The organism is Gammaproteobacteria bacterium (assembly GCA_015709615.1).
Classification (GTDB): domain Bacteria; phylum Pseudomonadota; class Gammaproteobacteria; order Burkholderiales; family Nitrosomonadaceae; genus Nitrosomonas.
Window position 1 is genome coordinate 2,082,474 of the sequence record CP054179.1, and the last position, 13,810, is coordinate 2,096,283.

15 protein-coding genes and 1 pseudogene are annotated in these 13,810 nt (G+C 51.0%); 13 read left to right on the forward strand and 3 right to left on the reverse strand.

The features are described from left to right. Positions 1–11 precede the first annotated feature (11 nt). From gspG to HRU77_10105, 12 genes and pseudogenes are all read left to right on the forward strand, one after another. A complete protein-coding gene (gene gspG / locus HRU77_10050; GenBank protein QOJ21005.1) occupies positions 12–446 on the forward strand; it encodes a type II secretion system major pseudopilin GspG in 435 nt (144 codons plus the stop codon). Between the two features lie 9 nt (positions 447–455). Further along, the gene (locus HRU77_10055; GenBank protein ID QOJ21006.1) at positions 456–1,640 is read left to right on the forward strand and encodes a type II secretion system F family protein; all 1,185 of its coding nucleotides are present in this window, start codon (positions 456–458) and stop codon (positions 1,638–1,640) included. After that, complete coding sequence (tadA, locus tag HRU77_10060; protein QOJ21007.1) at positions 1,640–3,328, forward strand: Flp pilus assembly complex ATPase component TadA; 1,689 nt, start codon at positions 1,640–1,642, stop codon at positions 3,326–3,328. The genes HRU77_10055 and tadA overlap by 1 nt, the downstream gene beginning before the upstream one ends. Next, positions 3,309–4,148: a hypothetical protein gene (locus tag HRU77_10065; protein QOJ21008.1), complete on the forward strand. Its 840-nt coding sequence runs from the start codon at positions 3,309–3,311 to the stop codon at positions 4,146–4,148. The genes tadA and HRU77_10065 overlap by 20 nt, the downstream gene beginning before the upstream one ends. Then, a complete protein-coding gene (locus HRU77_10070) occupies positions 4,129–4,677 on the forward strand; it encodes a PilN domain-containing protein (protein ID QOJ21009.1) in 549 nt (182 codons plus the stop codon). Before HRU77_10065 ends, HRU77_10070 begins: the two co-directional genes overlap by 20 nt. Then, complete coding sequence (locus tag HRU77_10075; GenBank protein QOJ21010.1) at positions 4,659–5,255, forward strand: hypothetical protein; 597 nt, start codon at positions 4,659–4,661, stop codon at positions 5,253–5,255. Before HRU77_10070 ends, HRU77_10075 begins: the two co-directional genes overlap by 19 nt. Positions 5,256–5,258: 3 nt before the next feature. Continuing rightward, positions 5,259–5,831, forward strand: a complete 573-nt coding sequence (locus HRU77_10080; protein ID QOJ21011.1) for a hypothetical protein — start codon at positions 5,259–5,261, stop codon at positions 5,829–5,831. Continuing rightward, entirely contained in the window at positions 5,828–8,107 is a 2,280-nt protein-coding gene (locus tag HRU77_10085) for a secretin and TonB N-terminal domain-containing protein (protein ID QOJ21012.1), read from the forward strand. The genes HRU77_10080 and HRU77_10085 overlap by 4 nt, the downstream gene beginning before the upstream one ends. 7 nt (positions 8,108–8,114) lie before the next feature. Further along, positions 8,115–8,624 (forward strand): type II secretion system protein, encoded by a 510-nt coding sequence (locus tag HRU77_10090; protein ID QOJ21013.1) that lies wholly within the window; start codon positions 8,115–8,117, stop codon positions 8,622–8,624. 5 nt (positions 8,625–8,629) lie between these two features. Then, positions 8,630–9,013: a prepilin-type N-terminal cleavage/methylation domain-containing protein gene (locus HRU77_10095; GenBank protein QOJ22130.1), complete on the forward strand. Its 384-nt coding sequence runs from the start codon at positions 8,630–8,632 to the stop codon at positions 9,011–9,013. Between the two features lie 39 nt (positions 9,014–9,052). Then, positions 9,053–9,934, forward strand: a complete 882-nt coding sequence (locus HRU77_10100; GenBank protein ID QOJ21014.1) for a hypothetical protein — start codon at positions 9,053–9,055, stop codon at positions 9,932–9,934. A gap of 936 nt (positions 9,935–10,870) precedes the next feature. Continuing rightward, positions 10,871–10,960: pseudogene (locus HRU77_10105) on the forward strand (PEP-CTERM sorting domain-containing protein). An 84-nt stretch (positions 10,961–11,044) separates the two neighbouring features. Here the strand turns inward: HRU77_10105 and HRU77_10110 are convergent. Next, positions 11,045–11,437 carry a RidA family protein gene (locus tag HRU77_10110; GenBank protein QOJ21015.1) on the reverse strand — a complete coding sequence of 131 codons (393 nt, stop codon included), beginning with the start codon at positions 11,435–11,437 and terminating at the stop codon, positions 11,045–11,047. Positions 11,438–11,555: 118 nt separating this feature from the next. On the opposite strand from HRU77_10110, the gene sbcB reads away from it, so the two are divergent. After that, complete coding sequence (sbcB, locus tag HRU77_10115; GenBank protein ID QOJ21016.1) at positions 11,556–12,986, forward strand: exodeoxyribonuclease I; 1,431 nt, start codon at positions 11,556–11,558, stop codon at positions 12,984–12,986. A 10-nt stretch (positions 12,987–12,996) separates the two neighbouring features. Here the strand turns inward: sbcB and HRU77_10120 are convergent, their stop codons facing one another. Continuing rightward, complete coding sequence (locus HRU77_10120; GenBank protein QOJ22131.1) at positions 12,997–13,350, reverse strand: DUF86 domain-containing protein; 354 nt, start codon at positions 13,348–13,350, stop codon at positions 12,997–12,999. After that, on the reverse strand, positions 13,343–13,633 hold the full coding sequence (locus HRU77_10125) for a nucleotidyltransferase family protein (GenBank protein QOJ21017.1): 291 nt from the start codon (positions 13,631–13,633) through the stop codon (positions 13,343–13,345). Before HRU77_10125 ends, HRU77_10120 begins: the two co-directional genes overlap by 8 nt. Positions 13,634–13,810 lie beyond the last annotated feature (177 nt).

A 13,810-nucleotide genomic window follows, 5' to 3' on the forward strand; every position in this document is an offset into this window, starting at 1 on the left:
AAGGAACGAATATGATGCATTTGTTTGAGCAACAAAAGGCAAAAGCCATGCGTGGCTTTACACTGCTCGAATTACTCGTGGTGATGGTGATCATCGGTTTGCTGGCTGCCTATGTCGGGCCTAAGTATTTTTCTCAAGTCGGCAAGTCGGAAATTAAAATGGCGCAAGCGCAAATCGATGCGCTGGAAAAGGCATTGCATCAATACCGCTTGGATGTGGGAACCTACCCGGCAACTGAGCAAGGCTTGGCCGCGCTGGTCAATCGCCCGAGCAACGAAGCGCGCTGGCAAGGCCCGTATTTATCCAAACTGCCGCCAGCCGACCCGTGGGGGCGCCCGTATGTGTACAAATATCCCGGTGAACGCGCCGAGTTTGATTTGCTGTCTTATGGCAAGGATGGACAGCCGGGCGGTGAAGGCGAGGCGGCTGACATAACGAACTGGTAAACGCCCGCGATGCGTTACGAAGTGAAAGCCGTGATGTCCGGGCAAGGCACCGTGCATCTTGAGCTGGAAGCGAACAGTGAGGAGGAAGCCCGCCGTCAGGTGACTGAACAAGGCGGTATGGTGCTAAGCATACGTCGCAGCTTCTCGGGTTTTTCGCTGAAAGCGAAGAGCCATTTTCCGCTGGTTCACTTCAGCCAGGAATTGCTGTCGTTACAAACTGCGGGCTTGAGTTTGGTGGAAAGCATCGAAACGCTGCTGGAAAAAGAACAGGACGGCGGTAACCGCAAAATTATCCAGACTATCCTCGACAGATTATATGAAGGGGTAACGTTCTCGCAAGCGCTGGAGGAATTTCCGCAAGCATTTCCGCCGCTCTACATCGCTACGGTTCGCGCCAGTGAACGCACCGGCGATCTGGCCGAGGCACTGACACGCTTTATCACTTACCAGACGCAGATGGATTTTGTGCGTAAGAAGTTGGTCGGCGCATCGATTTATCCGGTGTTGTTATTGGTCATCGGCTTTCTGGTCTCTATTTTTCTGATGGTTTTTGTGGTGCCGAAATTCAGCGCTATTTATGACGATATGGGCAGCGATTTGCCGTGGCTGTCGTTGCTGCTGATTAAATGGGGGCATTTTGTGCATGAGCGCGGCTGGGAATTGGCTATTGCCGCTGTAGCCATGCTGGTTGCGGCAGGATACACAGTGAGCCGGCAGACCTTTCGCGCCAATATGCTGCAATTATTATGGCGTATTCCGGCGATCGGTGAACACATGCGCGTTTATCAATTGGCGCGTTTTTACAAAACGCTGGGTATGCTGTTACGTGGCGGCATACCGATCACGCAAGCGCTGGACATGGTCAGCGGGCTGCTGCAAGTGCATTTCCGGCCCAAAGTCGCTGCCGCTGCTAAACATATCCGTGAAGGTAAAACGATTTCCACTGCGATGGAAGTAGAGGGATTGACAACCGCGGTAGGCAATCGCATGCTCCGCGTCGGCGAAAGAACCGGATTGATGGGCGATATGATGGAACGGATCGGCAATTTTCACGACGAGGAAATCGCCCGTTGGGTTGAGTGGACAACCAAATTGATTGAACCGCTGCTGATGGCGGTTATCGGTATCGTGATTGGCGGAATTATTATTCTCATGTATATGCCCATATTCGAATTGGCAGGAAGTATCAATTGATGGAAGCGGCTATGCAATCCGAAAGCAAGCCGCCGATGGATATCGGCCATCTGGCTGCGGCACGGCAAAAAGCCTTCGAGCAGGGTGTTTCCGTTATCCAGATCCTGGAAGAAAAAGGCGCTTATACACCCGACGAACTCATCCAGCAGCTCGGACAGCTGTTACATATGCCGGTACTGGATATGAAAGCGATCCATGCGCTCAGTCCCGCTTTCGATATCCTGCCGTTCGGCGAAGCCATGATGCATGAATGCGCGTTATTCCGTCACGAGCGGAACTATCTGTTTGCCGTCAGCAACCCATTTTCCAGCAAATTGCGCGCATGGGCGGAAGAGCGTTTTGACGTTGCGGTGTCGTGGTACCTGGTGCATCCGGCCGACCTGAGCGCTTTTTTCACGCAGCAGGAAAAAACCATGCGCGCCATGGATCAGGTGCTGCCTTCCACCGAACTGGATAAAATCCAAAGCGGCATCGAAGATTTATCGTTAAAGAGCATCAACGAAGGCACCAGCCAGGTGGTGCGGCTGGTGCACTCCACGTTGTACGACGCGCATAAATCGCAGGCTAGCGATATTCACCTGGAAATGACCGCGAATGCCTTGTCGATAAAATACCGCATCGATGGCGTATTGAGTTCGATCGGTGTGATTCAAGGCGCCGATCTGGCCGAGCAAGTCATCTCGCGTATCAAGGTGATGTCCGAGCTGGATATTGCCGAACGCCGCGTACCGCAGGACGGGCGCTTCAAGATTTCCATCCAGGGGCGCGAGATCGATTTCCGCGTTTCGATCATGCCGAGCATTTTCGGCGAAGACGCCGTGTTGCGTATTCTCGACCGCCAAGCGCTATCCGATCATATCGAGGGATTGACCCTGAATCAGCTCGGTTTCAGCCAGGCTGCAATCGCCAGCATCCGCCGCTTGAGTTCGGAACCCTACGGCATGCTGCTGGTTACCGGTCCGACCGGCAGCGGTAAAACGACTTCGTTGTACGCCGCGATTTCCGAAGTCAATCGAGGCGACGACAAAATCATCACGATCGAAGATCCGATCGAGTATCAGCTTCCGGGTGTGTTGCAAATTCCGGTGAATGAGAAAAAAGGATTGACCTTCGCGCGCGGCTTGCGCTCGATCCTGCGGCACGATCCGGACAAAATCATGGTCGGCGAGATCCGCGATGCCGAGACGGCGCAAATAGCCATTCAGGCGGCGTTGACCGGTCACTTGGTTTTTACCACGGTGCACGCCAATAACGTATTCGATGTCATCGGCCGGTTCGCGCATATGGGCGTGGATCCTTACAGTTTCGTATCCGCCCTGAACGGGATTCTGGCGCAGCGCCTGGTGCGCTTGTTATGCCCGCATTGCGCGGTCGATGAGCGCCCGGATGAAAAGGTGATCGAAGAATCCGGAATTTCTTTGGACGATGCAAACCATTTCAACTTCCGCAGTGGAAAAGGCTGCGGCCAATGCCGTGGCAGCGGGTACCGGGGAAGGAACGCCATCGCCGAGATTCTGCTGTTGAACGATGAAATTCGCGAGCTGATCGTTGCTCAGGAACCGATACGCCGCATCAAAGAAGCGGCCCGGAAAAACGGTACGCGCTTTCTGCGCGAGGCGGCTTTGGATATGGTCAAACAAGGATTAACCAGCTTGGAGGAGGCCAATCGTGTCACCATTGTGGCGTGATCAGCTGCAAGTTTTTCTGGCACCCGGGCAAATCGGCTGGGTTCGTACCACGCGCGGCTTCAAGCCGGTGCAGGTGGCCAAAGTCACAGTGCAGTGTGAGCCTGTGCAAGGCGCATCGGTTTGGCAGGCAGCGCTGCAGCAACTGGAAAAACACCTGATCGATGTATCCGGCACCAATTTATCGATCACTTTATCCAATCACTTTGTGCGTTATGTGACGCTGCCGCCGCAAGCGGAAATCATGACACCGGAGGAAGTGAATTCGTATGCCGCTTTTCGCATGCGCGAAGTTTATGCCGAGCGCGTTGATGTCTGGGTGCTCAGCGTCAGTGAATGGAGTCCGTTGACTGGTGCAGTGTGCGCGGCGATTCCGTGCGATCTGATGACGGCGCTGGAAAAAACGGCTGCGCGGTTGAGTTGCACGCTCACAGAAGTCGAACCTTATTTCGCATCCGTTTACGATCGTTGGCAAAATTTGCTGAATAGCGATAAAACCTATTGTGCGGTGGTGGAGACCGGACGGATGTGCATTTCCACCCAGATTGACGGCGTCTGGCACAGCATCCGCAATCAGCGCATTGTGCACGGGGTCGCGGATGAGTTGCTCGCTGCGCTGGACCAGGAAGCCGTTTTGTCCGGCAATAAAGCGACGCTTGAACAGGTTTTTCTATTCGCGCCGCAGCATCCGGATTTGGCGCTGCCACAGAACTGCGGCTGGCTTATCGTTCCGCTGCCGGCGGGAAAGATACCGGCGCCGGCGCACTATCCATCTGCGCAGATGGATGACAACAGGTTGAATCATGCCGCGCTTGAAGCTTAAGTTTCCCGATCGCGGTCAAGCGGCCCCGCATATCGATTTTGCGCTGCTGCTGATCGGTTTGCTGGTGCTGGCCGGGGTATTTTGGCAATACCGGCAAGTAACGGAAGAAGTGAATTATTGGACGAATCGCGTCGAGCGCCTGGAAAAACAACAGCAGCAAAAAGCCGCGCCACGTTTCCGGGCGGCTCCGCGGGTGAAAGAATACAGCCAGGAAATCCGCAAGGAAATCACGCAAGCCAATGCGATATTGGATCAAATCAATTTGCCTTGGGAAACTTTGTTCGATGCCATCGAGCACGCGGCGACCGAGCAAATCGCCTTATTATCCTTGCAACCGAACGTGGGCAACCGCACCTTGCGCATCAGTGGTGAAGCCAAAAGCATGGCCGAACTGCTCGATTTCGTCGAAGCGCTGGAACGTGAATTGGTTTTTGAGAATGTACATTTGTTAAACTATAAAATTAAACAAGATAGCCCGCACCGGCCGATCATTTTTCTTCTGACCGCAGCATGGATGCAAGTTTCTTGAAGACCGCAGCACTTCAAACTCAGCTTGATCGATGGATGCTGCAACTACGTTGGCAGGCGGGCCGTCTCGGTGTTATCGGGAAAACCGGTTTAGGTTTCATTGTGGTAACTACGATCTATTTTTTCTCGGCGCTTTTACCGCAACAATCCGATTTGCAGAAATTGAAAGAACGCGCTGAGACGCTGCAAATGCAGGAGCAGGCAAAGCAAAATCAAGGCGAGATGGAAAGCGGGAAAAAATTAAGCGGTGATCAGGCGCTGCAAGTGTTTTACGATTTCTTTCCGCGCATCGATTCGTCGCCCTTCTGGATTCGCGAGCTGGTGCAGTTGGCCAAGAAACACGACGTGGAACTCAACAGTAGTGAATACCGCTTGGTTAATGAAAATGACGCGCGCTTGGCGCGCTACGAAATGATCTTGCCAGTAAAAGGCCGCTATCCGCAGATTCGCGCGTTCATGGCGGCGGCGTTAGAGACTGTTCCCGCCATGGCCATTTCCGCAATTGCGCTTAAGCGCGAAAACATCACGTCCGACAGACTTGAAGTTCGTCTTGAAATTAATCTGTACTTAAACAAATAAGCAATGGATCAGGCTGAGAAAAAGCGGAAATTGATTTTGGGCGGCGCATTGATCGCAACGTTAATCGCCGTGGCGCTGGTTGAAGAAGAGGAAGACGCTGCGACCGGTATCGTAGAAACCGTGCAACCGGCAAAGACGGCAAGCAATAGCCGGGATCGGGCGAGAAATCAAGAAAGCGGCCCGGAGCTGCTGGATGTCGGTAAACTGGGGCAAAGAAAATTCAGTCCGCTGGCGGGTGAGCTGTTTGCATCGACAACCTGGGCGCCGAAACAACCGCAAGTCAGTTTGGAAGAACAAATCGCGCGGGCGGAACAGGCCAAGAAAGCCGCTCCGCCGCCTGCGCCAACCGCACCGCCGCTACAATTCAAGTACAGCGGCAAGGCGGTTACCGACAATGAAACCTGGGTCTTCTTGTCGCAATCGGGAGAAAATCACATCACCAAGGTGGGCGGAAAAATTAACAGTCAATACCGGCTGGATTCGATCAATGACAGCACGGTTACCGTCACGTATCTACCGCTCAATATAAAGCAGACGCTCACTATCAACAACAAGATCGCAGGAACGTTCCGATGAAAAGCTGGAGAATCGTTGTTTTTATCATTTTGCTTGTGTCGATGTCAGGGTGCGCAATCAGTAACAAAACATTCTTTACCCGGAATTATGCGTTTGATGAAGGAAAAAAGCTGATCGAGCAAGGTCAACTGGAGCGAGGTCTGGCGAAGTTGGAGCAAGCGCAACGTGAAGAGCCTGACAATCAGGAAATTCAAACAGTATCGCTACGGCTGCGCGAAGAAACGATTGCCAAGCTGCTCTTTGAAGCTGATAACATTAGATTTTCCGGTGATTTGGAGCGTGCGGTGCAAGCTTATCAGCGTGTTCTAAATCTTTATCCCTTCAATGAACGCGCCAAAGCAGGCATCGAATCAATCGAGATTGAACGCCGTCATATCGCTAAAGTTGAAACTGCAAAAGCACTGCTGGAGCGCGGTGACGTTACGCAAGCGGAAACACTCGTGCGCGCCGTATTACAAGAAAATTCCCAGCAATCCCATGCACGCCAGTTGATCTCAGAAATCAATTTGCGATTATCCCGGCCCGAAGTGACTGATTTGGCATTGGAGTCCGCTTTCAAAAAAGCGGTCACAATGGAATTCAAGGATACCGACTTGAAATCAGTATTTGAGCTGATGTCCCGCACGGCGGGTATTAATTTTGTGTTCGACAAGGATATTCGCCAAGAAACGAAAATATCCATTTTTGTCCGGCAGAATACCATCGAAGATATTCTTAAACTAATTCTGACTACCAATCAGCTTGCTTATAAGGTGTTGAACAGTAATTCATTATTGATTTATCCGAATACACCGGCGAAACAAAAAGATTATCAAGAATTAGTCGTGAAAAGTTTTCAAGTGGCGCATACCGATGTCAAACAAATGGTCGCCATGATCAGAGGTATCGTCAAGGCCAAGGATATCTATGTCAACGAGCAACTTAATTTGTTCATCATGCGTGATACGCTTGAGGCGATTCGCTTAACCGAAAGGCTGGTGAGCTTAAACGATTACGCTGAGCCGGAGGTCATGCTCGAAGTCATGATTCTGGATATTGCGCGTACCAACAAATTCTTATTGGGTCCCAATTTTCCTCAATCGCTGCAATTCAACTATGCAGGATCTGCGGTTGCTGGGGCCGCTCCGGCAGCGCTCTTGAGTAACTTTGGTTTTTCCGGTCTGAAAAGTTTCGGTATGACCAGCCAGGCAAAAATCGATTTCATGCACAATTTATCGACCGGCGATATCCTGGCCAACCCAAGAATTCGCGTTAATAACAAGGAAAAAGCAAAAATCCATGTCGGCACCAAGCAGCCCTTTTTCACAGCTAATGTGCAACCGGGTGTAACGGCAATCGTCACTTCGACACCGACATTTATCGATTTGGGTGTTAAGCTGGACGTTGAACCCCGCATCGGATTGAACGACGATGTGACGCTAAAGGTTACTCTGGAAGTAAGCTCATTGTTAGAGACGATCACCGGTCCAAGCGGAGCGACTGCTCCCCGTGTCGGTACCCGGAATGCCGAAACCATTCTCACGATTAAAGACGGTGAGACACAGGTTATAGCAGGTCTGATTGATAACCGGGAAACAAGAAAAATCGGCGGTCTGGCTGGGTTATTGAATATTCCCGGACTGGATCGACTGACATCCAACCAGGATATCGAGCGTTCAAGAAATGAAGTGGTACTGCTCATTACGCCGCGGATTGTGCGCAATATTCCACGACCGACCAATCTTGAAAGCGAATACCACTTCGGTACCGCCAGCGAAGCAGGTAAATTGCCGGTAGCGATCAAAAAAACGGCAGCGCAATCCTTGTCGATTGCGCCGGTAGGCGGGGCAGGGCGGGGTGCGGCGCCGGTAGATGCTTTTTTCGCTCCTTCGGAAGGCGGGGCGCCACCACCCAATCCATTCGCCAGTGTGGCATCTTCACCATCTTCTTCGCCGGCGCTTACGTTGCAAGCACCGGCCAATGTCGGTTTGGGTAAGGAATTTTCGGTCAGTGTCCGGCTGGTGGGTGCAAAAGCGACCGTCAACAGCGAATTGCAATTAACTTATGAGTCCAGTTCGTTAGAAGCGTTGGACGGCGGTGATAAATCGGGAACGCGCACGATTAAATTAGGCAAGGATCAAGCTTCCGGTTTGGCTGCACAGTTACGTTTCAAGGTGATCGCCGCAAATCCGGGCACGACAGAGATCAATATCCAGAACGCAACTGCGGAAGATATGGAAAATGGTCAAGCGGCGGAAGTGACGTTGCCGCCGCCCGCCAGTATCAGTATCAAATAATCCGGTCATGGCTGTATTCAGAGTTTTTGTGCGGCAGAATGGATTCACGCTGATTGAATTAATGATCGTGGTGGTTATCATGGCTGTTCTGGCGACAGCCGCGTTGCCTCTGCGGGAGCTCATGGTGAAGCGCGAGAAAGAGCAGGAATTGCGCGTTGCTTTGCGGCAGATCCGGTCGGCGATTGACGCATACAAGCAAGCGACGGACGAGGGGCGTATCGCGAAGAAAGCGGATGAGTCCGGCTACCCTCCGAGATTGGAGGAATTATTCATGGGCGTGCCGGATATCAAGAGTCCGGATAAAAAGGTGATTTATTTTATGCGCAGCCTACCCCGCGATCCGATGTTTGTCGAACTGGATGTCGCTGGTGTCACGGCGACTCCGGCTGCGGATACTTGGGGCAAACGCAGTTATGAAAGTCCGTGGGACAGTCCGAAAGAAGGTGATGATGTCTATGACGTTTTTTCACGTTCGGAAGCCATCGGTCTGAACGGCATTCCTTACCGGGAGTGGTGATGAGCATGTCCGGAGCAAGTCAATGTAAAGGTTTTACTTTGATCGAGCTGCTTGTGGTGATGGCGATCATTGCGACTTTGTTAAGCATTGTCGCGCCGAAGTATTTTAATTCCATCGACAAAGCCAAAGAATCGGTTTTGCGCCAGGATCTCGGTGTCATGCGCAATGCCATCGATCAATTTTATTCGGATTTTGGCAAGTATCCCATCGATTTGGCGGAACTGGTCGATAAACGGTATTTGCGCAGCATACCGAAAGATCCTTTTACCGAAAGCGATAAAACCTGGATTGAAATTCCACCTAAAAATGAAACGGAATCGGGCGTTTACGATGTTCAGAGCGGTTATACCGGGCGAGCTTTGGATGGCTCGTATTATCAAGAATGGTAAATAATTTAGGCGTTTTCGCATTGCTAACGCACGAGTAACATGGCACGCGCGGAAAACGGCTTTGTCTATCTTTGGGCCTTGTTTGCCGTAGCATTGGCGGGCATTGTCATGGCCGGCGTCGGTCAAGTATGGCAAGTGAAAGCGCAGCGCGAAAAAGAAGCCCAATTACTATATGTGGGCGAGGAATTTCGCAAAGCGATCATGTCTTATTACAATACAGGCACTAAACAATTTCCCGAAACATTGGAAGAGCTGCTGCAAGATAAACGTTTACCGAACATCAAACGCCATTTGCGAAAAATCTATCAGGATCCGGTAACCAATACGGCCGAATGGGGCCTGATTGAAGAATCTTCACCGGGCAATGACGCGGCATCGAATCCGAACCCGGCATCCGGCAATAATCCAACACCTAATGCAAATCCGGCGGCTGGTAATAATCCGGTACTCAATGCGCAATCAACACCGGGTAGTGGCGCGGTGCCCGGCAGTAATCCGACAACCGGTAATAGTCCCGCGCCCAGCGGCGCAATGCCAAATAGCAGTCCGTTAAGCTCCAATATCGATAAGCGAATTGTCGGGGTATACAGTCTCTCCGAGAGAAAACCGATCAAAAAAGACAAATTTCCCGAACGGTATGCGAAATTTTCGGAAGCAGTGACCTACCGCGATTGGAAGTTTGTCTATAAACCGGGCGATGGGGGTGACTCGCAAAAACCGGCCGCAAACCAAACCAAACCGAGCACCGCACCGGGAACTTCACCGGGCAATTCCCCTTTTGCTCCACAATCTTCCTCGGGAACAAACGCATCGCCTTTTTCTTCGCGACCTTCGTCAATAGGTGGTACCTCACCGTTTGCACCGCAATCTTCTTCAACAACCAATTCCCCAACGCCTTCATCCGGATTTCCGGCAGATTGATAGCTATTTAGTGCATCTATACTAAATTTTAGAGACAAAATATAGTATAGATGCACCAGGAAAAAAGTTATGACTTCCCATTTTCATAAAAGGGGTATAGAGTTAACCTGCTGGTGTATATGGATTTTTGAATCTAAATATACATGAGAGAAAAAATGGTTTGTAATGTCATAAAAATTAATGGTTTTATTATTTATTTTTATGGAATCAATATTGAGAAAGTGAGTGAATAATGAAAACAAAATTTTCACAAACATCCACATTGACCATTTTGCCCATTCCGGAATCTGAAACCCCTGCAACAATGAGTGCTGGTTTGGGATTTCCGGGTTTTACTGCACGTCATAAAAACCAAAATACAAGCTGCTGTATTTAATAAAGCCCTCGTGTTTTAGTCGAGGTCTATATTTACATACTGATAATAAAATGGAGATTATTAAAATGAAATTACATCACTTAGCTTTTGTCGCTACAGCGGCATTATTTTCAAATAATGCAATGTCGTTAGGTACTGCTACGGTTCATCTGGATGGCGGGAATTTTATTCAATCCGGAACGGTGACCAATACGTCAGCCGTAGGCATTGACATTGTTCAAGTCGTTTACGATTTGGGCACGCAGGCCGATGGCATTGCGATTTGGGAGATCAACAGCAGTACAGGCACCCATTCCAATTTCCTGACCGGTAACTGGTACTCAACCGAAACATGGGGCGGTTTGAGTGTCGGTAGCGGCGGAACTTTTAATTTCGGCGGTTTGGATATTGACTTAATCGTGACCGTAGCACCGCCGGATGTGTCCAGCAGCATAATACCTTCACCTGGTGGTCCTAGCCTTGCTAATGCAAGTGTGAGCGTTTACTTCAGCGATGGCTCTTTTGGCACGACAAGTTTGGTGCAACAAGATTGGACTGGTAATCAGGATCTCGTGATCAATGCCGTTCCGGAACCTGAAACCTATGCCATGTTGCTGGCTGGTTTAGGATTGGTGGGTTTTTCCGTTCGCCGCAGACAGCAAAACGCTTAATCTGAAATAGGCTGTAACAAAGGAGTGCTCGTTTATTCGCGCGCTCCTTTTTATTTTCTCAAGCTCAAGCTGGAAATGCGGGTTTCATTTGGCTTCTGTGCTGCGATAAGCCGTCACCTGAATTTCAATCTTCATCCTCGGATCGGATAGTCCCGCCGTCAGCATCATCGCCGACGGTCTGACATCGCCCAGATATTTGCGCATCACCGGCCAGCATTTTTCAAAATCCCCGGTTTCGGGAAACACGTAAGTAACCCGCACCACGTCTTGCATGCTTGAACCTGCCTGCTGTAGCGCCGCCTCGATGTTTCTGAAACATTGCTCCGCCTGCTCCAGTAAATCATCGGAAATGGTCATTGTGCTGTAATCGAAGCCGGTCGTGCCGGATACCAATACCCAGTTATCCGCGACCACTGCGCGCGAGTAGCCGATTTCTTTTTCAAAGGTCGAACCTGAACTGATCAGTTTGCGTGCCATACGATGCTGTGTCCTTATGCTGGTTTAAAAATTTTCGCGTACGATACCACTATAATGACGCAATGAGCCAGATGCAAAGCGAGTTTTGCGTTACGCTTAATTCCAATCCCTGAACAACATGTCCTTTACGTTTTACTGGCACGATTACGAAACCTTCGGCGCCGATCCCAGGCGCGACCGTCCGGCCCAGTTTGCTGGCGTGCGCACTGATGAAGCGCTCAATGAAATCGGCGAACCGCTGGTGATCTACTGCAAACCGGCGCGCGATTATCTGCCGCATCCGGAAGCGTGCCTGCTCACCGGTATCACGCCGCAACTGGCGGATGCACGGGGCTTACCCGAACCGGAATTTATCGCGCGCATCCATGCCGAGCTTGCACAGCCGGGCACGTGCGGCACCGGTTACAATTCGCTGCGTTTCGACGATGAAGTCACCCGTTTCACGCTCTACCGTAATTTCTACGATCCGTACGCGCGCGAATGGCAACAAGGCAATTCGCGCTGGGACATCATCGATCTGGTGCGCATGACGTACGCGCTGCGTCCGGATGGAATCACCTGGCCGCAGCATGAGGATGGGCAACCGAGTTTCAGGCTGGAAGATTTGGTCGCCGCCAACGGTATTCTGCACGAATCCGCACACGACGCTCTGTCCGACGTGCGCGCCACCATCGCTTTGGCACGCCTGCTGCGCACGCAACAACCGCGTTTGTACGATTGGCTCTTGCAGTTGCGCGATAAGCGCAAAGCCGCTGCACAGCTCGATCTCGTCAATCGGCAACCGGTCGTGCACACCACGCGCATGTATCCGGCCAAAGTTGGCTGCACGTCGCTGGTCATGCCGCTGATCACGGAACCGGGCAACAACAACAGCGTATTGGTCTACGACTTGCGCCACGATCCAGAAATGTTTTTATCGCTTGATGCAAACGAACTGAGTCAACTATTGTTTACCCGTAGCGATCAATTGCCGGAAGGCATGCAACGGCTGCCGGTCAAGTCGGTGAAGATCAACAAATGCCCGGCGCTGGCGCCGCGCAATACGCTCGATGATGAGGCCGCCGAACGCATCGCCTTGGATAAGGAGCGGTGCCACCGGCACTGGCAAACATTGTGCGATCACCCCGATTTTTTTCAGCGTGTTGCTGCAGCCTATACCAACCAATCTTTCGAACCGTCTGGCGATGTCGACGTGGCGTTATACGACGGTTTTTTTGATAACGCCGATTCCACAGCGCTAGCGCAAATACGCCGCGCCACACCGCAGCAACTGGCAAATGGGCATTTCGATTTTCATGACCGGCGATTACCTGAACTGCTGTTCCGCTACCGCGCCCGTAACTGGCCGGAAACTCTGACACCGGTAGAAAGGGAGCGATGGGAGCAGATGCGTTTGCAGCGCCTGATGCAAGGTAATGGCGGTGGAAGTATGACGCTGAATGAATTGACAGCAAAAATTACATTACTGCGAGAAACATACAAAACCGATGAGAATGCCCGGAAGATATTGGATGCACTGGAAGCATGGGGCATGGGATTGCCGGGATAATCTTTTTTCATCATTGATAGTCCTTTCTTAGCGATTCCAGTAGCGGCTGCAAAGCAGGAATGTCATCTTGAATAATGCTCCATAGGGTATCGTTGTCGATACCGAGGTAACCGTGAATCAGCCGGTTACGTGTCGCAATGATCATACGCCAGGGGATTTCCGGATGAACTATCCGTACTTCTTCTGGGATGTGTGTGGCTGCTTCGCCGATAAGCTCCAAGTTGCGCAGAGTCGCATCGTAGTTGAGCCCGCTCGCCACGAAAGCAGCCTGATCCAAACCATTGCTATAAGCGAGCACTTTGTGGGCGAAATCGATCATGTCGTCAAGATAGAAACGCCATTCCCGCATCGCTACATCAGACATAGACACGTTCTTTTTCAATAAAAGGACGCAACTCCGGTCGCAATGCTTTCTCGGTAACCAGGTCGACCGGACAACCCAGTAAATCTTCCAAATAGAATTGCACGCCAAAGTAACGCTGTGAAGTCGCGGGACCATCAAAGGCAACCAGGATATCCACATCACTGTTTGCGTTTGCGGTATCGCGCGCTGTCGAGCCGAATAAAGCGAGACGGGTGACGCCGAAACGGTTTTGCAGTTCTGGTTTGCTTTGTGCCAGCAGTGTCAACGCGCGTTGCCGATTCATTATTTCTTGATTTCCGGATGATTGCGGATAAAGGTAGAAAAAGCAGATGCTGTTTCTCAAATTACACGAACAAAATACCCGGAGTCAAACAATCTTTATTAATTTGAGCCTTACCTCAAGTGTGTAGGGTTCATTGCAAAACTGTAAGAAAGTTTATGGGGCCTCTGATCATGCTAA